This window comes from Mesorhizobium sp. WSM4813 (genome assembly GCF_055811555.1).
This window is the reverse complement of record NZ_JBVVQU010000023.1, coordinates 76,154-95,383: the sequence shown is the minus strand read 5'-3', so window position 1 is coordinate 95,383 and position 19,230 is coordinate 76,154. Positions and strand designations below refer to the sequence as shown.

General features: G+C 63.3%; 24 protein-coding genes. 13 read left to right on the top strand and 11 right to left on the bottom strand.

Annotated features, from left to right (window positions below; genetic code table 11):
- Positions 1 to 161: 161 nt before the first annotated feature.
- The 5 genes from AC0L25_RS15800 to AC0L25_RS15780 are packed head-to-tail and all read right to left on the bottom strand — an operon-like array spanning position 162 to position 3,103.
- Positions 162 to 380, bottom strand: coding sequence for a type II toxin-antitoxin system RelE/ParE family toxin (locus AC0L25_RS15800; protein ID WP_473596352.1), 219 nt, complete (start codon positions 378 to 380; stop codon positions 162 to 164).
- Positions 377 to 652 (bottom strand): ribbon-helix-helix domain-containing protein, encoded by a 276-nt coding sequence (locus AC0L25_RS15795; protein WP_473596351.1) that lies wholly within the window; start codon positions 650 to 652, stop codon positions 377 to 379. Before AC0L25_RS15795 ends, AC0L25_RS15800 begins: the two co-directional genes overlap by 4 nt.
- A gap of 12 nt (positions 653 to 664) precedes the next feature.
- Positions 665 to 1,369 (bottom strand): DnaA regulatory inactivator HdaA, encoded by a 705-nt coding sequence (gene hdaA / locus AC0L25_RS15790; RefSeq protein WP_473596362.1) that lies wholly within the window; start codon positions 1,367 to 1,369, stop codon positions 665 to 667.
- A gap of 5 nt (positions 1,370 to 1,374) precedes the next feature.
- Entirely contained in the window at positions 1,375 to 2,574 is a 1,200-nt protein-coding gene (locus AC0L25_RS15785; RefSeq protein WP_473596350.1) for an AI-2E family transporter, read from the bottom strand.
- Positions 2,546 to 3,103, bottom strand: a complete 558-nt coding sequence (locus AC0L25_RS15780; RefSeq protein WP_352955796.1) for a CDP-alcohol phosphatidyltransferase family protein — start codon at positions 3,101 to 3,103, stop codon at positions 2,546 to 2,548. Before AC0L25_RS15780 ends, AC0L25_RS15785 begins: the two co-directional genes overlap by 29 nt.
- A gap of 259 nt (positions 3,104 to 3,362) precedes the next feature.
- On the opposite strand from AC0L25_RS15780, the gene purM reads away from it, so the two are divergent.
- From purM to AC0L25_RS15750, 6 genes are read left to right on the top strand one after another with little or no spacing between them, the layout of a single operon-like run.
- Positions 3,363 to 4,427 carry a phosphoribosylformylglycinamidine cyclo-ligase gene (gene purM, locus AC0L25_RS15775; RefSeq protein WP_473596349.1) on the top strand — a complete coding sequence of 355 codons (1,065 nt, stop codon included), beginning with the start codon at positions 3,363 to 3,365 and terminating at the stop codon, positions 4,425 to 4,427.
- Positions 4,424 to 5,134, top strand: a complete 711-nt coding sequence (purN, locus tag AC0L25_RS15770; RefSeq protein ID WP_473596348.1) for a phosphoribosylglycinamide formyltransferase — start codon at positions 4,424 to 4,426, stop codon at positions 5,132 to 5,134. Before purM ends, purN begins: the two co-directional genes overlap by 4 nt.
- Before the next feature lie 57 nt (positions 5,135 to 5,191).
- Positions 5,192 to 5,467 carry a type II toxin-antitoxin system ParD family antitoxin gene (locus AC0L25_RS15765; protein ID WP_254022331.1) on the top strand — a complete coding sequence of 92 codons (276 nt, stop codon included), beginning with the start codon at positions 5,192 to 5,194 and terminating at the stop codon, positions 5,465 to 5,467.
- A 3-nt stretch (positions 5,468 to 5,470) separates the two neighbouring features.
- Positions 5,471 to 5,764: a type II toxin-antitoxin system RelE/ParE family toxin gene (locus AC0L25_RS15760; protein ID WP_473596347.1), complete on the top strand. Its 294-nt coding sequence runs from the start codon at positions 5,471 to 5,473 to the stop codon at positions 5,762 to 5,764.
- Between the two features lie 54 nt (positions 5,765 to 5,818).
- Positions 5,819 to 6,112, top strand: a complete 294-nt coding sequence (locus tag AC0L25_RS15755; RefSeq protein WP_473596346.1) for a hypothetical protein — start codon at positions 5,819 to 5,821, stop codon at positions 6,110 to 6,112.
- A 9-nt stretch (positions 6,113 to 6,121) separates the two neighbouring features.
- A complete protein-coding gene (locus AC0L25_RS15750) occupies positions 6,122 to 6,637 on the top strand; it encodes a SixA phosphatase family protein (protein WP_473596345.1) in 516 nt (171 codons plus the stop codon).
- Positions 6,638 to 6,817: 180 nt separating this feature from the next.
- Here the strand turns inward: AC0L25_RS15750 and AC0L25_RS15745 are convergent, their stop codons facing one another.
- The 5 genes from AC0L25_RS15745 to AC0L25_RS15725 all read right to left on the bottom strand — a co-directional run bounded on the left by AC0L25_RS15745 (position 6,818) and on the right by AC0L25_RS15725 (position 12,805).
- Positions 6,818 to 7,087 (bottom strand): DUF680 domain-containing protein, encoded by a 270-nt coding sequence (locus tag AC0L25_RS15745; protein WP_473596344.1) that lies wholly within the window; start codon positions 7,085 to 7,087, stop codon positions 6,818 to 6,820.
- A 357-nt stretch (positions 7,088 to 7,444) separates the two neighbouring features.
- Positions 7,445 to 8,143, bottom strand: coding sequence for a DUF2270 domain-containing protein (locus AC0L25_RS15740; RefSeq protein ID WP_473596343.1), 699 nt, complete (start codon positions 8,141 to 8,143; stop codon positions 7,445 to 7,447).
- Between the two features lie 56 nt (positions 8,144 to 8,199).
- Positions 8,200 to 10,308 carry a molybdopterin-containing oxidoreductase family protein gene (locus AC0L25_RS15735; protein ID WP_473596342.1) on the bottom strand — a complete coding sequence of 703 codons (2,109 nt, stop codon included), beginning with the start codon at positions 10,306 to 10,308 and terminating at the stop codon, positions 8,200 to 8,202.
- Between the two features lie 48 nt (positions 10,309 to 10,356).
- Positions 10,357 to 12,234 (bottom strand): ABC-F family ATP-binding cassette domain-containing protein, encoded by a 1,878-nt coding sequence (locus tag AC0L25_RS15730; protein ID WP_473596341.1) that lies wholly within the window; start codon positions 12,232 to 12,234, stop codon positions 10,357 to 10,359.
- Positions 12,235 to 12,634: 400 nt separating this feature from the next.
- The gene (locus tag AC0L25_RS15725; RefSeq protein ID WP_473596340.1) at positions 12,635 to 12,805 is read right to left on the bottom strand and encodes a hypothetical protein; all 171 of its coding nucleotides are present in this window, start codon (positions 12,803 to 12,805) and stop codon (positions 12,635 to 12,637) included.
- A gap of 150 nt (positions 12,806 to 12,955) precedes the next feature.
- Between AC0L25_RS15725 and AC0L25_RS15720 the strand changes: the two genes are divergently transcribed.
- The 3 genes from AC0L25_RS15720 (at position 12,956) to AC0L25_RS15710 (ending at position 15,761) form a co-directional block, all read left to right on the top strand.
- Positions 12,956 to 13,126, top strand: coding sequence for a hypothetical protein (locus AC0L25_RS15720; RefSeq protein WP_473596339.1), 171 nt, complete (start codon positions 12,956 to 12,958; stop codon positions 13,124 to 13,126).
- 101 nt (positions 13,127 to 13,227) lie between these two features.
- On the top strand, positions 13,228 to 15,309 hold the full coding sequence (locus tag AC0L25_RS15715) for an ATP-dependent helicase (RefSeq protein ID WP_473596338.1): 2,082 nt from the start codon (positions 13,228 to 13,230) through the stop codon (positions 15,307 to 15,309).
- Positions 15,310 to 15,458: 149 nt separating this feature from the next.
- The gene (locus AC0L25_RS15710) at positions 15,459 to 15,761 is read left to right on the top strand and encodes a DUF982 domain-containing protein (protein WP_473596337.1); all 303 of its coding nucleotides are present in this window, start codon (positions 15,459 to 15,461) and stop codon (positions 15,759 to 15,761) included.
- Positions 15,762 to 15,853: 92 nt separating this feature from the next.
- On the opposite strand, the gene AC0L25_RS15705 is transcribed toward AC0L25_RS15710, so the two are convergent.
- Positions 15,854 to 16,366: a DinB family protein gene (locus AC0L25_RS15705; protein WP_473596336.1), complete on the bottom strand. Its 513-nt coding sequence runs from the start codon at positions 16,364 to 16,366 to the stop codon at positions 15,854 to 15,856.
- Positions 16,367 to 16,506: 140 nt separating this feature from the next.
- Here AC0L25_RS15705 and AC0L25_RS15700 point away from each other — a divergent pair, with 140 nt between their 5' ends.
- The 4 genes from AC0L25_RS15700 to ndk all read left to right on the top strand — a co-directional run bounded on the left by AC0L25_RS15700 (position 16,507) and on the right by ndk (position 19,013).
- On the top strand, positions 16,507 to 17,202 hold the full coding sequence (locus AC0L25_RS15700) for a glutathione S-transferase family protein (protein WP_473596335.1): 696 nt from the start codon (positions 16,507 to 16,509) through the stop codon (positions 17,200 to 17,202).
- 114 nt (positions 17,203 to 17,316) lie between these two features.
- Positions 17,317 to 17,952, top strand: a complete 636-nt coding sequence (gene bluB / locus AC0L25_RS15695; protein WP_473596334.1) for a 5,6-dimethylbenzimidazole synthase — start codon at positions 17,317 to 17,319, stop codon at positions 17,950 to 17,952.
- A gap of 130 nt (positions 17,953 to 18,082) precedes the next feature.
- Complete coding sequence (locus AC0L25_RS15690) at positions 18,083 to 18,358, top strand: DUF1905 domain-containing protein (protein WP_473596333.1); 276 nt, start codon at positions 18,083 to 18,085, stop codon at positions 18,356 to 18,358.
- A 232-nt stretch (positions 18,359 to 18,590) separates the two neighbouring features.
- Positions 18,591 to 19,013 carry a nucleoside-diphosphate kinase gene (gene ndk, locus AC0L25_RS15685; RefSeq protein WP_473596332.1) on the top strand — a complete coding sequence of 141 codons (423 nt, stop codon included), beginning with the start codon at positions 18,591 to 18,593 and terminating at the stop codon, positions 19,011 to 19,013.
- Positions 19,014 to 19,230: the final 217 nt, after the last annotated feature.

The window sequence follows — 19,230 nt, the reverse complement described above, 5'->3', positions numbered from 1 at the left end:
GTTGCAAGACCGATGCCAGCACTGGCTCCCAAAACGGGACACCGGCCGGGGTCAATGAATCGCGAAGATCTATTCGCCGTCTATGTCCTCGACCGCCTCCAAGGCGCGGCCGCCATGGAGCATGCGCAAGATGACAACAGTGTTGCCATCCACGCGAAAGGCTATCGTCGCACGCCGCCGAAAACCAACCGTACGCAGAGCCGGGTTATGTCATCCCGGCGAGTACCGCGCTCAGGGAATGTGGCCAACCCCTCACAGTAGACAATCAGTCGGTCGACCCAGGCCCGTGCAGTTCTTTCTCCAGCCTCCGGCACAAGATAGGCCAGCAGCTCGGCCACATCCTTCTCGGCCGCCGCGCTGAACACTACCTGGTGCGTCATGAGCGCGAGGCTTTAGCCACGATAGCATCGACATGGGCGTGCAGGAGTTTCTTCGCCTCTTCCAGGTTCATCAGTTGCGATGGGTCTGCGTCAACAGCCTTCATCGTCGGTACGACTTCCTCGCGCAACCACCGCTCTACAGCCGCGTCACGCTGGGCGAGCGTGCGAAGGCCATCGCGGATGACTTCGCTTTCGCTGACGTAATCGCCCGATGAATAGGAAACATGGTTGCTCGGAGCGGGTCGCCTACCCTGCCGCGTCACTTTGATCACGCTCGGCGATCTTTAAATCTCGAACTCGCCCTGCCCCTCATCCATGGCGCTGACGGTTTCGGCGGCCAGCGCCCTCGTGATCGGCGTCTTGCGCTCCAGTGCCGTGCGATCCAGCCGCTCGACCACCCGCATCGCGGTTGCCAGCGAGCGCTCGATGCGGCGCACCAGATATTGCACGACATGCGGCTCGACCTCGACCTGGCGGTCGGCGAACAGTTTGGTGATGACGCCGGCCAGCAAGAGATCGTCGGGCTCATGGATCTCCACCGTCGCCACCACCTTCAGCCGCGAGGCGAGGTCCGGAAGCCTGACGCCCCAGGCGGCCGGAAAGCGCCGCGCGGTCAAGAGCAGGGTCGAGCCGGCCCCGCGCACCGCGTTGATCAGATGGAACAGCCCCTGTTCATCGACCGGACTGGCATCGACATCGTCGATCAGGGCCGGCCGCGCGCCGAGGCTCGCCATGCAGTCGCCGATCCGCCCGGCGTCGATCTTCACTGCGCCGGCGCGGGCGCGCCAGATCGACGCCAGGTGGGTTTTTCCAGAGCCCGCCGGACCGGCGAGCACGATCACCGGCGACGGCCAGTCCGGCCAGCGATCGACCAGCGACACCGCCTGGCTGTTGGTGCCGGAGACGACGAGCTCGTCGCGCGAATAGCCGGTGCCGTGGCCGAGATCGAGCGGCAACTGGCGCGGCGGGTCGATCTTGTCGTCCGGCATCTGGCTCAACTGCGCGGCCCACCGCTCCCGCGGCGACGCGCCGGTAGCGGCGGGACAGGTTCGGTGTTGTGGCCCTTGTAAAGCGGCGACTCGAGATAGCGGGCGATGGCAAAGCGCACCAGAACGGCAACAGCGGCCGAGGCCGGCACGGCGATCAGCAAGCCGACGAAGCCGAACAGCGCGCCGAAGGCAAACAGCGAAAACATCAGCCACACCGGATGCAGGCCGACGCTTTTTCCCACCAGCCTCGGCTGCAGGATGTTGCCCTCGATGAATTGGCCGACGAAGAACACGCCGGCCACCGCCGCGACCATGGTCCAGTCCGGCCAGAACTGGACGAAGGCGACGCCGACGGCCAGCACCAGCCCGGTCAGCGAGCCAACATAGGGGATGAAGGAGATCAGCCCGGCGAACAGGCCGATGAGGATGGCGAAATTCAGGCCGGTCAGAGTCAGCCCGATGGCGTACATGGCGCCCAGTACCAGGCACAGCGTGCCCTGCCCGCGCACAAAGCCGGCGGTGGAGGTGTTGATGTCGTTGGCGATTGCCCTGACGGTCTGGACATAGTCGCGCGGAACCCAGCTGTCGACAATCGCCACCATGCGGTCCCAGTCGAGCAGCATGTAGAAGGCGACGACGGGCGTGACGACGAACAGGCTGACCACCGACACCAGCGCCACGCCGGAGCTCCAGATCGAGGTGAACACCGTGGTCAGGAGACCAAAGCCGGAGGTCAGTAGCGAATTCAACCCTTCGCGCAGGCCATTGGCGTCAACGCCGAATTTCTCTTCCAGCCATCTCGGATCGAAACTGGTGATCAGGGTCTGCAGGCGGGTCAGGTATTCCGGCAGCTTGCTGGCGAAATCGGCCATCTGCGAAGCCAGTACCGGAATGAGGATGACGAAGGCCAGCACCAGAACGACGATGAAGGCAAACAGGATGACAATCGTCGCCATCAGCCTGGACAGGCCGAGCCGCTGCAGCCGGTCTGCGACCGGGTCGAGGAAGTAGGCGAGCACCATGCCGGCGACGAACGGCAGCAGGATGCCGCTGAAGACATAGAGGAAGATCGCGAGGATGATGGCGCTGATCAGCCAGAAGCGGATTTGGCGGCGAAACACGCCAGACGCGGCAGCATCGGCAGCCGCAGCCTCGGCTGCCGCGTCGATGTCCTGGTCAGGTGCCCGGTTTGGAGCCTTCGCCATAGCCGCTCATATGCCTCAGCCAAGCCACGAGATAGGCCGCGGCCGAAGCCACGGTCAAGACCCCGGACAGCAATATGAGCACCGGCCTGAGTGGGTCGAGATTAATGGCGAGGGCCAGTTCGCCCAGCACTACCGCCGCCAGCCCGATCTGGACGGCGGTGTTGGCCTTCGACACGAACAGCGGTTTCATCTCGACCGGGTGTGCCATGACGGTGGACAAAACGACGGCGCAGACGATCAGCGCATCGCGCGACACCATGGTGATGACCAGCCACAGCGGCAATTCACCAATGAAGCCCAGCACCACGAACACAGAAACCAGCAGCAATTTGTCGGCCATCGGATCGAGATAGGCGCCAAGCCGCGAAAACTGGTTGAAATGGCGGGCGATGAAGCCGTCGACACCGTCGGAAATGCCGGCGATGAGAAAGCCGGCGAAAGCCCAATCCCAGCGCGCCTGCAGCATGGCCAGCACCACGCCCGGCACCAGCACGAAACGCATGATCGTGATCATGTTGGGGATGGTCAAACGCATATCCCGTCGCTTCTGTTTTGATGATACATGATGGAGATGAGAGGCTACGGCAAGTGAGAGCGACGCAGAAGCTGCCAATCTCCGCTCTTGGGAAGAGATTGGCTGTCTTCAAGGCCTTCGCCAATCGCCAATGTTGGAGATTTGCCTGAAGCCTCTGTCCACTCTTTTGTGATGCCGAAAGTGCCTGAGCCAGCCGTTATCCTTGCGAGGCGCAGCCGTTCATGCGAAGAGCCCCGGAAAGCAGGAAAGAGTGATGAGCAAGCGCAAGAACGGGCTCACCTATGCCGAGGCGGGTGTCGACATCGATGCCGGCAATCTCATGGTCGAGAAGATCAAGCCGCTGGTGCGTGCGACGCGCCGGCCGGGCGCCGATGGCGAGATCGGCGGCTTTGGCGGCCTGTTCGACCTCAAGGCCGCCGGCTTCACCGACCCGGTGCTGGTCGCTGCCAATGACGGCGTCGGCACCAAGCTGAAGATCGCCATCGATGCGGGCAAGCACGATACGATCGGCATCGACCTCGTCGCCATGTGCGTCAACGATATCGTCGTGCAGGGCGCCGAGCCATTGTTCTTCCTCGACTATTTCGCCACCGGCAAGCTCGATCCAGACCAGGGTGCTTCGATCGTCGGCGGTATCGCCGAGGGCTGCCGGCAGGCCGGATGCGCGCTGATCGGCGGCGAGACGGCGGAAATGCCCGGCATGTATCACGGCAACGACTACGATCTTGCCGGCTTTGCCGTGGGCGCGGCCGAACGCGGCCAGTTGCTGCCGACCGACGACCTCGTCGAGGGTGATGTGCTGTTGGGGCTGGCCTCGTCGGGCGTGCATTCAAATGGCTTTTCGCTGGTCCGCCGCATTGTCGCCACCAGCGGCCTCGCGTGGACCGATCCAGCGCCCTTCAACGATGAAGCCACGCTGGCCGAGGCGCTGCTCGAGCCGACCCGGATCTACGTCAAGTCGATCCTCAAGGCGATCCGTAACACGCATGGCATCAAGGCGCTGGCCCATATCACCGGCGGCGGTTTCCCGGAAAACATCCCGCGCGTCCTGCCGAAGGATTTTTCGGCCGAGCTCGACCTCGACGCCATCGAGGTGCCGGCGGTATTCTCATGGCTGGCGAAGACCGGCGGCGTGGCGCCCGAAGAGATGATGCGCGCCTTCAATTGCGGCGTCGGCATGATCCTCGCCGTCGCCTCCGGCCAGGCCGCACAGGTCGCGGCCGTGCTGCAGGAGGCCGGCGAGAGCGTGACGCCGATCGGCCGCATCGTGCCGCGCCGCGACGCCGGCGTGATCTATCGGGGCTCGATCGGCCTATGAGCATGCGCAAACGCACCGTGGTGCTGATTTCGGGACGCGGCTCCAACATGACGGCGCTGATCGCCGCGGCCAGCAACCCGGACTATCCGGCCGAGATCGTCGGCGTCATTTCCGACCGGGCCAATGCCGCCGGTCTCGGTATCGCCGCGGCGCGCGGCATCGCCACCAAGGTGATTTCGCGAGCCGACTATACCAGCAAGGAAGCGCATGACGGGGCGATCGACGCGGCACTTGTCTCGTTCGGCGCCGAGATCGTGGCGCTGGCCGGTTACATGCGCATCCTCGGCGCGCGCTTCGTCGAGAAATGGCTGGGACGGATGATCAACATCCACCCTGCCCTGTTGCCGGCCTTCAAGGGGCTGGATACGCATGCGCGAGCTATCCGCGCGGGCATCCGCATCCATGGCTGCACGGTGCATTTCGTCACGGTGGACATGGATGACGGCCCGATCATCGCCCAGGCGGCCGTGCCGGTGATGGTCGGCGACAACGAGGACACGCTTGCCGCGCGGGTGCTGAAGGCCGAGCACCGGGTTTATCCGCTGGCGCTCGGGCTGGTCGCCGAAGGCAAGGCGCGGATGGAAGGCGGCCGTACCGTGCTTGCCCATTTCGCCGACGATGCCGACAACAGCACCGCCGTGGTCATGGCGCCCGATCCGCTGCGCGAGGAGACCGACCTCGAGCAGTTGGCGCGCATCACGCCCTAGAACCATTCTTGAAGACGGTAGCAATATTTGCTACCGTCTTGCCAAGGAGACAGTTTGATGGCGACAGTCGAAAAAGTCAGCGTGGCGCTTTCCCCGGAACTGCTGGACATGGTCAAGGGCGCGGTGGCCAGCGGGCAATACGGTTCGGCAAGCGAAGTGATCCGCGAGGCGCTCCGCGAATGGCGCCTTCGCCAGCCCTTGCGCGAGGCGGAAGCGGAACGGCTGCGGAAAGCCTGGACGGAAGGGCTGGAGAGCGGCCCGTTCGCGCCTTTCGACATCGAGGACATCAAGCGGAGAGCCCGCGGCCGGCTCGTCGACGCTGTCAAGAAATAGCTCATGGCCGGCATGCCGATCATCCGCAGCCCGGCGGCGGAAAATGATCTTATCGATATCTGGCTTGCTATCGCCGAGGAGAGCCCGCGAGCCGCCGATCATTTTCTGGACGTCGTCGCCGAGCGCATCCTTCAGCTTGCCGGCCTTCCCGAGTCGGGGCCGCGTAGACCAGATATCGCTCGCGGAGCGCGCGCGTTGACGATCGGCAACTATCTCGTGCTCTATCGCCTGACCGAACAGCAAATCGAGATCGTCCGTGTCGTTCATGGCGCGCGCGACGTCTCGACGCTATTTTGATCGCAGGCATTTCAATGGGTGCTTTTTGATAGCGCAATCCGGAGAACAGGCGATTTGGCCGGCGTTTTCGAATATGATGAGGCGGACAATCCAAGGAATGCCACGGCATACTTCTATCTGTATCGAATCGAGGACGGGCGAGTAGGTTCTGTCATCGATGCAATTCACATTCGATCGGGCGATTGGGCCATTACTGAAGCAGACATTTCGGTCAGGTGGGATAAGGATGAACGGAGCGTAGGTTTGTTCATCTTTGGTGCGCTTTGGGCGGCTTTTGATACCGCCATGGGCACAAAACATGGGGGCGGATATGGGAAAGACTTTCAGCCCGACATTCCTTGGTCCTAAATTGAACTCATGAAGCAACTCCTTCTTCTGCGCCACGCCAAGTCGAGCTGGGACGATCCTGACCTTATCGACTTCGACCGGCCGCTTTCCGCGCGCGGGCTGAAGGCCGCCCCGCTGGTCGGACGCGAACTGGCCAGGCAGGGCTGGCTGCCGGACCTGGCGCTGGTGTCGCCGGCGCTGCGCACCCGCGACACATGGCGGCTGGTCTCGGCGGAACTGCCGGCGAAAACGCCGGCCAAATTTGTCCAGGCGCTCTACGAGGCCAGTGCGGCAGACGTTCTCGCCAAGGTACGGCAGGCAAATGCGGCAACAAGCAGCCTTTTGGTGATCGGCCATAATCCCGGTCTGGAGGATTTCGCGCGCCGGCTTGCCGGCGTCGGATCGGATGCCGCGGCACTCGAAAAGCTTGAAGAAAAATTCCCGACAGCGGCCCTGGCCCGCTTCGTCTTCGACGGCGACTGGGCACGGCTAAGCCTCGGTGAAGCGCGGCTGACGCACTGCGTTTGGCAGAAGGATCTGCGCTAGAGCATGGGAATCGGAATCGATTTTTGCTGCACCGACCTTCGGTTTGGAAGGATCATGCGCGAATGCTACAGCGTCCTTTGCGCGCCCAAAAAGATGCGCGGCTGTAGGCTGAGACTTGATATGCAAAGGCAAGAACGGCGGGCCAAGCCCGCCGCTCTTTGAGTTCCGGAGTTTGAGGGCTTAGCGGCCCCAGTTGCCCCGGCCGGACTGGGGCACGACCGGTTCAGTCGTTCCGGGCTGGGTCGTCGCGTTGGTGTTGACGGCATTGTGCTCAGCCGCAAACGGCTTGCGGATCGAACCCGTGAACGTGTTGTCTACGTTTCCAACAGGCGCATTGCCAACAGGCGCTGCCGGCTGGTTGACGCCGTCCGAACCATAATGGTCGCTGCCGGCAAAGGCGCTGCCTGCGGCAATGAGGATGGCGGCGGCGGTAAGAGCAATCTTGGTCATTTCAGGTACTCCAGAATTTTCATATTTTCAGTTTTGTTGTCCGTCTTGTGGCGTGCCCTGGGAGGATTTCGCGTCGTTCGGACCACCCCGAAGGGGTTGGTAGTGCTGCGATTTCCAATCACAAAGATGTTCCGGCTCCGCCCTGAATCGGGCGCTTGAAATCCGCCAAAAGGCTTCCTTCGCCACAATTTTTCTGTTTGTTATCAGGTTCGTTAGGCGAATAGGCCCACCGCGGAGCGCAGGCATTTGCTCAACCGGCGTTCACTCCGTCCTACACGATGCGTCAATAGAGCGAACCGATCGGTTCGATCCCCGCTGACGCGCAAATGAATTTCACATGGCTACCGGCTTGCGTTTCTAGACGTGAACGTCACCGAAGGAGAGTTCGCCGTCGTCGCCGGCGGTCAGGAACGCCGTGACCAGCAGGCCGGCATAGAAGGCGGCGACCAGCACGACGATGACCACGCCGGGAATGGGCCCCAGGGCAGCGCCGGCAATGACCTCGCGCACCGAACTGACGAAGTCGATGCGGACACCTTCGGTTAGAAGACTGGGGGTCGACAGTTTGAGTATCCAGGCCAGCAGCAGGATCAGCAGCATGTGGATGTAGTTTCGACGCAGACGGCGCGCCAACGCCGCTCGTTGCGAAATGAGGAATTTTGGAGTGCGCAGGCTTTCGCCGACGACCAACAGCCAATCGGACGCGAAGTCCGGCTGCGGTGAGAATATCTGCGCGAAATAGTGCCGTTCGAACTGGCGCACGCGGGCCCGGTAAACGTCGAAGAAGCGATATCGCCGCGCTTCTATCCACAGCAGCAACAAGACAAGCAGCATGGCAAAAAGCAGCACGCCGTGATGCGCGCTGGCCGTCGAAAGCGAGACGGACAACATCGCCGCGACGACCGTTATCGCCCAATTGCTCGTCCGGTCCAGGCGGTCGCGCCACCCCGTCATGCGCAGAATCTCGGCGCGATGAAAGTGCGACATCGTGGTTACCAGTTCGCCGGGCGAAAGCGTTCTTCCAATGGGGCCTGGCGCTGCCAAGGCTTCTGCCATCACCATGTCTCCACCGCCACGCAAAAACGGCCGGATGGATATATCGTTCCGACGCTTCACTTCGCCGGGCGCAGCCACACCTTGTTGTCGTGAAACGCCGCACCGCCGTAGGGCGCCGGCGCGTCGGCGCCGGTCAGGACGTTGATGCCCTCGCCGCGCTCGTGGGCGCTGTTCGGCCAGATGCCTTCGGCCACGACGACACCGCGCTTGATGCCGTCGAACAATCTTGCATGCAGCACGACTTCGCCGCGCGCATTGCCGATCTCGACGCGGTCGCCGTTAGCCAGCCCATAGGCTGCTGCGTCGTCCGGATGCAAAAGCAGTTCCGGCCGGCCCTCCTTGGCCTTCGATACCGGTGTCTCCGAAAAAGTCGAGTTGAGGAAATTACGCGCCGGCGAGGTGGCCAGCCGGAACTGATGCGCCTCATCCGCCACCTCGATCAGGTCGACATGGTCGGGGAATTCCGGCAGGCTTGCCACCGGCCCGAACAGGCCCATGCTTTTCGGCGGCCGGTTGGGCGCCGCCTGCCCGGTCCAGTCGGCGCGGAAGCGGAATTTTCCGTCCGCGTGGCCGAAGCCGTCGATAAAATGCGCCGCCTCGAAATCCGGCTGCAAATCGAGCCACTTTTCTTCCTTGAGGCTCGAAAAACTGCCCAGGCCGCGCTTGCCCAGAATGATGTCGATATGCTGCTGCTCGGTCATGCCGAAGCCCGGCTTGTCGCCAACACCCAGTCTTTTACCGAGTTCCTCGATGACGAAATGGTTGCTGCGCGGCCCTTCCGGCGGGTCGATCAGCTTCGGCCCGAGCGTGATGTGCTGGTTGCCGCCGCCCTTATAGACGTCGTCATGCTCTAAAAACATCGTCGCCGGCAGCACGACATCGGCGAGTTTTGCGGTGTCGGTCATGAACTGCTCGTGCACGCAGGCAAACAGGTCGTCGCGCAGAAAACCCTGCTTCACCAGCCGCTGCTCCGGCGCGACATTGACCGGATTGGTGTTCTGGATCAGCAGCGCCGTCACTGGCGGGCCGCCATAGAGCGCATCCTCAGCCCCGGTCAGCACCGGGCCGATGCGCGAATGGTCGAGATGGCGGATCGCGGGGTCGCGCATCCGCGTGCCTTCCAGCAATTCCTGGTTCAGCTTGAAAATGCCCGAATTGGAATGGAAGGCGCCGCCGCCCTCATACTGCCAGCAGCCGGTGACCGCGGCGATCGAGGCCGCGGCATGCATGTTGACGGAGCCGTTGCGCTGGCGCGAGAAGCCGTAGCCGAGGCGGAAATAGGTTTTCTTCGTCGTGCCGACGAGGCGAGCAAAGGTCTCGATCTCGTCGACGGAAAGCCCGGTGATATCAGCCGCCCATTGGGGCGTCCTCGTCTGAAGATGCGCTTCCAGACCGTGCGGGTCGTCGGTGTATTTTTCCAAATAGGCGCGGTCTGCCATGCCGTCACGGAACAGCACATGCATCACCGCGCAGGCCAGCGCGCCATCGGTGCCGGGCTTCAGCACCAGGCCGAGATCGGCCTGCTTCATCGTCGCGTTTTCGTAGACGTCGATGACGACGATTTTTGCGCCGCGTTCCTTGCGCGCCTTGATCGCGTGGGTCATGACGTTGACCTGGGTGACCACGGCATTGGTGCCCCAGATCACCACGCAGTCGGACTTGGCCATCTCGCGCGGGTCGGGACCGCGCAGCGCGCCGGCGCCCATCATCCAGCCGGTCCAGGCCAGATTGGTGCATATCGAACCGAAGAAGCCGGAGTACTTCTTGGCGTGGCGCAGCCGCTCGATGCCGTCGCGCTGCACCAGCCCCATCGTGCCGGCATAATAATAGGGCCAGACCGTCTCCGAGCCGTATTTTGCCTCGGCCGCAATGAATTTTTCGGCGACGAGGTCGAGTGCGGCCTCCCAGCTCGCTTCCTTCCAGACGCCCCCGCCTTTGGCGCCGGCGCGGATCAGTGGCTTCAACAAGCGGTCGGGGTGATGGACGCGGTCGGCATAGCGGGCGACCTTGGCGCAGATGACGCCTGATGTGTAGCTGTTGGCTTTGGCGCCGTGAACGCGGCCGATGCGCTTGCTGTCGAGCAGTTCAACTTCGAGCGCACAGGTCGACGGGCAATCATGCGGACAGGCCGAATGGCCGATCCTGAGCTTGGCATGCTGATTCATAGGGCCAAACTAGCCGTTTATGGCGGCGGCGTGTAGGGCCAGATGGCGCTACTCCGCCGTGCCTTCCTCATATTCCGCCGACATCGACAGCCATTTTTCCTCATGGGCGGCCAGCGTCTGGGCCAGCTGTGAGCGCTCCTTGGCCAGCCGTGTCGCCGTCGACGGGTCCTTTTCATAGACCGCCGGGTTGGCGAGTTCGTCCTCGATCAAGTCGATGCGCTTGCGGATACGGTCCATCAGCGCTTCGGTGGCGCGGATCTCCTTGGCCAGCGGCTCGAAGGCGGAGCGGCGCGCGGCCGCGTCGCGGCGGCGGTCAGCCTTCGAGGCTTTTTCGGCCTCGCGCTTGCCGCGGCGATCGCCGGACACACCGGTGACCAGCGTCTTGTAGTCATCGAGGTCGCCGTCAAAAGGATTGACCGTGCCGTCCTTGACCAGCCACAGCCGGTCGGCCGTTGCCTCGAGCAGATGGCGGTCGTGCGAGATCAGGATGACGGCGCCGGGAAACTCGTTCAGCGCATGGATCAGCGATTCACGGCTGTCGATGTCGAGATGGTTGGTCGGTTCGTCGAGGATGAACAGGTTTGGCCCCTCGAAAGCCGACAGGCCCATCAGCAGACGCGCCTTTTCGCCGCCGGACAGGTCCTTGGCGGCGGTGTTCATCTTCTCGGTGGTCAGGCCGAACTGGGCGACGCGGCCGCGCACTTTCGATTCCGGCGCTTCCGGCATCAGCCGGCGGACATGCTCATAGGCATTTTCGTTCGGCCGGAGATCGTCGAGCTGATGCTGGGCAAAGATCGCCACCTTAAGCCCCGGTGCCACCGTCACGGTGCCGGTCTCCTGCTTCAGCCGGCCGGACAGCAATTTGGCGAAGGTCGACTTGCCGTTGCCGTTGGCGCCAAGCAACGCGATGCGGTCGTCGGCATCGATGCGCAGCGTCATCTTCTTCAGGATCGGCTCACCCTCGACATAGCCGACATTCACATTGTTCAGCGCAATGATCGGCGAGGCCACCGTCTTCACCGGCTCGGGAAAGGAGAACGGCCGCACGTTGTCGTTCACAATTGCGGCGATCGGCTTCATCTTCTCCAGCGCCTTGATCCGCGACTGCGCCTGTCTCGCCTTCGAAGCTTTGGCGCGGAAGCGCTCGACGAAGGATTCCATGTGCTTGCGCGCGGCTTCCTGCTTGACTCTGCCCTTCTCCTGCAATTCGCGCTGCTCGGTGTATTGGCGCTCGAACTGGTCGTAGCCGCCGCGCCAGAAGGTCAGCTTCTTCTGGTCGAGATGGACGATCGAGTTGACGGCGCGGTTGAGCAGGTCGCGGTCGTGCGAGATCAGCAGCACCGTGTGCGGATATTTCGACACGTAGTTTTCCAGCCACAGCGTGCCTTCGAGGTCGAGATAGTTGGTCGGCTCATCGAGCAGCAGCAGATCGGGCTCGGCAAACAGCACAGCGGCGAGCGCAACGCGCATGCGCCAGCCGCCGGAGAACGACGATGCTGGCCGCCGCTGGGCATCGTCGTCGAAGCCGAGGCCGGCGAGGATGGTGGCGGCACGCGACTCGGCCGAATGGGCGTCGATGTCGGCCAGCCGCATGTGGATGTCCGCGATGCGGTGCGGATCGGTCGCCGTCTTTTCCTCCTCGAGCAGTGCGGAGCGTTCAAGGTCGGCCTTGAGCACGATGTCGATCAGCGGCTCCTCGGTGCCGGGCGCTTCCTGCGCCACCTGGCCGATGCGCGTGTTCTTCGGCAGGCTGATCGAACCGGTCTCGGAGGCGAGGTCGCCGGTGATCGCCTTGAACAATGTGGTCTTGCCGGTGCCGTTGCGGCCGACAAGCCCAGCCTTGCTGCCGGCCGGCAAGGTCAGCGAGGCATGGTCGAGAAGCAGGCGTCCGGCCATGCGGAGCGAAAGGTCGTTAATAATCAGCATGGCCGCGCTTTTGCACGGGACGTCGGCGCTTCGCAAGGCCTTGACGGCCGGTTGGCCGCATAAGGCCATGAAAACGGCCGGCGGCGGCAGGTTGCCTGATGCCGCGGGAGGAAAGATCCGATCGCCGGCCTCACCGGATCATAGAGCCAGGCCTGGGTCCGGCCGGGAACCTGCTGCGACGGCGCGGCGCCTGGCGAGCATCGACTTCTCGCATCTGAAAAATTGCAGGTTTTGTCACATTTGTCAGTTGATTGACTGTTCAATGCGGTCGTCTTCCGCGATCACCCCATGACGCAACGGCAAGACTCAGCTATCTCTAGGTATGCGGCGGACCTGATACCCGCCTGGCCGGCGTCATCGCTCCCTCCCAAGCGGCGCCGGCCACTTTTTCTGCGTTCCATCACTGCGCCGGCGGCTTGCCGAGTTGATCATCGCCTGACGTCGACTTGGGTGCAGGGTCGACCTGCGGCTTTTGATCGGCGCCGGGGGCCTTTGTCGGTGGGATGTTGTTATCGCAAGCCGCGACGGCCAGCGCCGCCGCCAAGGCCAGCGAGATTGATAGCTTGTTCATCGCAACCTCCTGTCACCGGGCAAACGAGACGGTGCCGATTTGGTTGCACCCTCAGGCAGAGCTCGGGGCCTTTGGAAAGCGGGGAACAAAACGAGAGAGCGAGGAACAAAACGCGGGCTCTTCGGTTGGTTCATACCAGTGGAGAAAATCATGATCCGTCTGCTCATAGCCGGGGCCGCCATCTACGTGGCCTACCGCATAACAAGGGAAATCATTGACGAAGTGCCCGACGACTTCGATCCGCTGTTGCTGCCGCCTCCCGATGACGACAAGTCGCTGCGGCGGCAGTCGGCGGCAATGGGCGCAGAGCCCGAGCGTTAGGTCCAGTTCATCGGCTGGTGCGCCAGTGGAAACAGACGAATCGATCGCAACTTTCGCGCCGAAACCGTTGCGAACAAAGCGGAAACGATGCTTGATGGGCGATGAACCTCGCTGCCCGTGATTCGACCTTCCGGCCTGCCTATCTCGCGAAGCTGAATGCCGAGCAGTGCCTTGCGGTCGAGCATGGCGACGGCAAGGTCGCCGGGCCGTTGCTGGTGATCGCCGGGGCCGGCTCCGGCAAAACCAGCACGCTGGCGCATCGCGTCGCGCATCTGATCGTCAGGGGCGCCGATCCCAGGCGCATCCTTTTGATGACGTTTTCGCGTCGCGCCGCATCGGAAATGGCCAAGCGGGTCGAGCGCATCGCCGGCGAGGTGCTCGGCCGGGACGCTTCCATCATCACCGATGCGCTGAGCTGGGCCGGCACGTTTCACGGCATCGGCGCCAGGCTGCTGCGCGACTATGCGCTGGAGATCGGCCTCGATCCGGCCTTCACCATCCATGACCGCGAGGATTCGGCCGACCTGATGAACCTCGCCCGGCACGAACTCGGATTCTCGAAAACCGAAGCCCGTTTTCCAACCAAGGGCACGTGCCTGGCGATCTACTCGCGTGCCGTCAACGCGCAGGCGCCGCTCGGCGAGATTCTCGGTTCGGTGTTTCCCTGGTGCGCGGGTTGGGCAGAACAGCTTAAGGCGCTGTTCGCCCGATATGTCGAGGCCAAGCAGGCGCAGAACGTGCTCGATTACGACGACCTGCTGCTCTACTGGGCGCAGATGGCCGGCGAGCCAGAGATATCCGCGCATCTGGGTGGGCGCTTCGACCATGTGCTGGTCGACGAATACCAGGACACCAACCGGCTGCAGGCCTCGATCCTCACCGCACTCAAGCCGGACGGATCCGGGCTGACGGTGGTCGGAGACGATGCGCAGTCGATCTATTCGTTTCGCGCGGCGGAAGTCCGCAACATCTTCGACTTTCCAAAACAATTCGCCCGGCCGGCCGAGATCGTCATGCTGGAGCGCAACTATCGCTCGACCGAGACCATCCTGGCCGCCGCCAACGCGGTGATCGGCGAGGCATCGGAGCGCTTTACCAAGAATCTCTGGTCTGAGCGCAAATCGGCGGAAAAGCCGAAACTGGTCAGCGTCCGCGACGAAGTCGAGCAGGCAAGTTACGTCTGCCACGCGATCCTGACCGAGCGCGAGGCCGGCACGGCGCTGAAGACACAGGCCGTGCTGTTTCGGGCCTCGCACCACAGCGGGCCGCTGGAGATCGAGCTGACGCGCCGCAACATCCCGTTCGTCAAGTTCGGCGGGCTGAAGTTCCTCGACGCCGCCCATGTCAAGGACGTACTGGCGGTGCTGCGCTTCGCCGAAAACCCGCGCGACCGTGTCGCCGGTTTTCGCGTGCTGCAGCTTTTGCCCGGCATCGGCCCTTCGGCGGCGTCGCAGATCGTCGATACCATGGCCACGTCGCTCGACGAAGCGATGGGGCTGGCGCGCTACCGGCCGCCGCAACGCGCCGCCGACGACTGGCAGGGTTTCGTCGCGCTTTTCTCGCAGCTTCGAACCGGGTCGGGAAAATGGCCTGTTGATCTCGAACAGGTCAGGCTCTGGTATGAGCCGCATCTCGAGCGCATCCACGAGGACGCAACGACGCGCCGGGCCGACATTCTGCAGCTCGAACAGATCGCCTCGGGCTATGCCTCGCGCGAGCGTTTCCTCACCGAGCTGACGCTCGATCCGCCGGATGCAACCAGCGACGAGGCGGGGCCGCCGCATCGCGACGAGGACTATCTGATCCTGTCGACCATCCATTCGGCCAAGGGCCAGGAATGGAAGAACGTCTTCGTGCTCAACACCGTCGACGGCTGCATCCCGATCGACCTCGCCGTCGGCTCGAAGGCGGACATCGACGAGGAGCGCCGCCTGCTCTACGTGGCGATGACGCGGGCCAAGGACGGCCTGCACCTGGTCATGCCGCAGCGCTTTTTCGTCCACGGCCAGGCGGCGCGCGGCGATCGCCACGTTTACGCCTCGCGCACCCGCTTCATCCCGGCCTCGATCCTCGGCGCCTTCGAACAGACATCATGGGCGAGCGTCCAGGCCAAGGACGATCCGCGCCGCCAGCCGCAGGTGCGCGTCGACCTTGGCGCCCGCATGCGTGACATGTGGAAATAGGCAGCCTCTTCGGCACGGCGCTCATGCCACGGGACTTGGTGGCGAAACCAAATTTCGGCAACATTGGAACCTGAAGCCGCAATCCGCGTTTCTGGGCGTCCGACCCAGGTCGGAGAGCGGCGTCCGCCGTCACAATTCAAGAGGCCAGAATGCACGACACGACATTTTTCACCCCCGTCGCCGTTACCGTCGGCGCCGGCCACAAGCGCATGCTCGCTTCGCTCTTCGACATGCATGAGTTCCTGACCGAGTTCCCGCCATCGCGGCGACGCCTTAGCTACGGGGCGGCGGTGAAGGCCTGCGAGGCGGCACGCGCCGGTGAGATCTCGCCCGAAGCGGCGCGCGATGCCTTGATCACCTTCGCGGTGACGGCAGGCATTCTCTGGCCTTCGGCTCAGCCGGCGGTCTCGGTCAAGCCGGTCGCCCGCGGCCAGGGCGGATACGCCGCCTGACACGTGGCCAGGCCTCTTTGCGACTATGGCCGTCGAAGATGCTGTTCGTCTTCGACGGGTTTTCCTGTCTATTTGATCCGGATAATCCCAAATCAGGCGAAGGCGCGGCCCTCTTCGCTGCGCTGGAACAGCGTCAGATCAAGCGGCACCGAAGGCCGGCCAAGAACGGTCAGGATCGCGTGCGCCTGGCCGCGGTGATGGGTCTGGTGGTTGAAGAAATGATCGAGCGCCGGCGCCAATCGCTGCGAGACGGTGCGCATGTCGGAGACGGTCATGTAGGAGAAGCGGCCGGACAAAGCCTTGTCGCTTAACGCCCCGACCCAGTCGATGATCCTTTTGTCTTCGGCCTCGCGCGCCAGCTGCAAGCCCGGCAAGGCGCGGTGCAGGATCGTGTCGAGCCTGGCCGGCGCGTCGCCCTCGCCGGTAAAGCGCCTCATCCAGATGCGATCGGCAGTCAGAACATGGTTGAGCGTACCCATCATCGAGCTGAAGAAAACCCCGACATTGCGGTGAAATTCTTCCTCGTCCAGATCGGCGGCGGCATCGTAGATGCGGCTATTGGCCCATTGATTATAGGCCGCAAACATCATGAAGTGCTGTTTCATCTTTTTCTCCCGACCCCCGAGACCCCGTTTCGGGTGCCTACCGCATCGGCCCAAAAATCGATACCGTTTTCGGAAATGCTGGAGCGTACTTTCCACGTGGACGCACGTCGCTCTAGTAGACCGCGAGGAAGCTGCCGCCAATGACCATTCTGCTCTATGACCTCGTCGGACGCGATGCCGCCCGTCCGTTCAGCCCGCATTGCTGGAAGGCGGCGATGGCGCTTGCCCACAAGGGACTTGATATCTCAACCGTGCCGACGCGTTTTCTCGACGTGCCCACTGTCGAAGGCGGCGCTTCGAAACTCGTTCCGGTGATCCGCGACGGCGAGAAGGTGGTCGCCGATTCTTTCGCCATCGCGTTCTATCTCGACGAGGCCTATCCCGAGCGGCCGACATTGTTTTGCGGCGACGGTGGCAAGGCGATGGCGCGCTTCATCGAACGCTGGTCGCAACTGACCATCCACCCCTATGTCACCACTGCGGCGATCATGGACCTCCACGCCATGCAGGACGAGCCGAACGCCGCCTATTTCCGGCAGAGCCGCGAGCAGCGCTTCGGCAAGAGCCTGGAAGAGGTGATGGCGGCGCGCGACGCCGGCCTTGGCGCCTTCCGCGCCTCGCTGGAGCCGTTGCGCTCGATGCTCTCCTATCAGCCGTTCATCGGCGGCCAATCACCGCTGTTTGCCGACTACATCGTCTTCGGCGCGCTGCAATGGGCGCGCATCGCCTCGCCCTACCGGTTGCTCGACGACAGCGATGTGGTGGCGCAGTGGTTCGAGCGCTGCCTCGACCTGCATGATGGCCTGGGCCGCAAGGTGGCGGCGGCCGCTGCATAGGGGAGTAGGGCAGTAGGGCAGTAGGTATGCGCGCCGCCGTGACTTCCGTACTTCCTTACTGCCTTACTGCCCTACTACCCTACTACCCTACTCAGCAAAGGCAACACGACCCCCATGACGTCAGGCCCGGAATTCCCGGACGATTTTCGCGCCGAGCTGGTCAACCTCTTCCTGTGGCGGCGGGACGTCAGGCGATTCAAGCCGACGCCGCTTCCGGAAGGCGCACTGGATCGGCTGCTTGACGTCGCCAGCATTGCGCCCTCGGTCGGGCTGAGCCAGCCCTGGCGTTTCGTCATGGTCGAGAGTGCGGAGTGCCGCGCCGCCGTCAGGGCATGTTTTGAGCGCTGCAATGCGGAGGCGCTCGCATCGTTTGGCGGCGAACGCGCCGCGCTCTATGCGCGCCTGAAGCTCGCCGGCCTGAACGAGGCGCCTTGTCAATTCGCGGTTTTCGCCGACCGCGCGACAGAACAGGGGCATGGGCTCGGCCGCCTGACCATGCCCGCGACCATCGAATATTCGGCCGTGATGGCGATCCACACCTTTTGGCTGGCGGCGCGCGCGGAAGGAATTGGCATGGGCTGGGTCTCGATCCTCGATCCGGCCGAAATGGCGACGATCCTGGACGCGCCGCTGGAGTGGACGCTGATCGGTTACTTCTGCGTCGGCTACCCGAGCGAGAACCACAGCGTGCCGGAACTGGAACGGGAGGGCTGGGAAGTCCGGCGCGCTTCGATGGTTATAAGGCGGTAGTGCAACGGCGACGCTGCCAGTCTTTGCGAGGAAGAATGGATATCATGGATGTTTTGCCAATCGCCGGCGTTGCGGACAAGGCACCATGGCGAAGCCAGCCGCGACGGCTTTGATCGGAGGAAGGCACAAAATGTTTCGCTACGACGTGCAGGCCGAGATCTGGGTCTATCCGGGCAAGGGCGGCTGGCATTTCGTGACGCTGCCGCCGGAGCTTGGGGCACGGATCAAGACGGCGACGGCGGGCATGGCACGACCCTGGGGCTCACTTGGCGTGGAGGCCGTCATCGGCCAGACCAGATGGCGGACATCGCTGTTTCCCGACAAGAAATCCGGCAGCTGCTGTTGCCGATCAAGACGGCGGTGCGGGCCCGCGAAGGCCTTCGGGCTGGCGACACGGCCAAGCTGACGATCGAGATGCAGTTATGACAACATTGGTTTAGGCTGACGGCGACGCGCTTGTGGCGGCTAAAGCGCGTCAGCGACGCGCTTAAGTTCTTGTTTTTATGGATGTCGTTATCGCAAAACCGCTGCGCACTTTTGCGCGACATGCATTAGCGCCAAGCCCCTTGGCAAGCCGGCGGGCGGCTTGTATAGAGCCCGCCACCCTGAATTCCACTCTCCATCACAAGGACGAACCCATGGCGCTCGAACGCACCTTTTCCATGATCAAGCCGGACGCCACCCGGCGCAATCTCACCGGCGCCATCACCCAGATGCTCGAAGAAGCCGGCCTGCGCGTCATCGCCTCGCGCCGGGTGTGGATGAGCCGCCGCGAGGCGGAAGGTTTTTACGCCGTCCACAAGGATCGGCCGTTCTTCGGCGAGCTGGTCGAGTCCATGTCGTCGGGCCCAACGGTCGTGCAGGTGCTGGAAGGCGAGAACGCCATTGCCAAAAACCGCGACGTGATGGGCGCCACCAACCCGGCCAACGCCGCCGAAGGCACGATCCGCAAGATACACGCGCTGTCGATTGGCGAGAACTCGGTGCACGGCTCCGACGCGCCGGAGACCGCCGCGCAGGAGATCAAATACTGGTTCTCGGACACCGAGATCGTCGGCTGAGCCGATAGTCCATCACCACGTGATATTCAAAAAAGGCCGGCGCAATGCTGGCCTTTTTTGTTGCGGCAATCCTGCCCCGGACGCCGAACGCCGGCAACCGAGCGAACAGAGCAGGGCCGCTGCCGGCTTCTCGCTCGACATCACCATCTTCTCCCCTGATGGGCAGCGGATCGACCTGGTGGGCCAGGCCCCAGGCGATCACGAAGTCGTGTTCCCA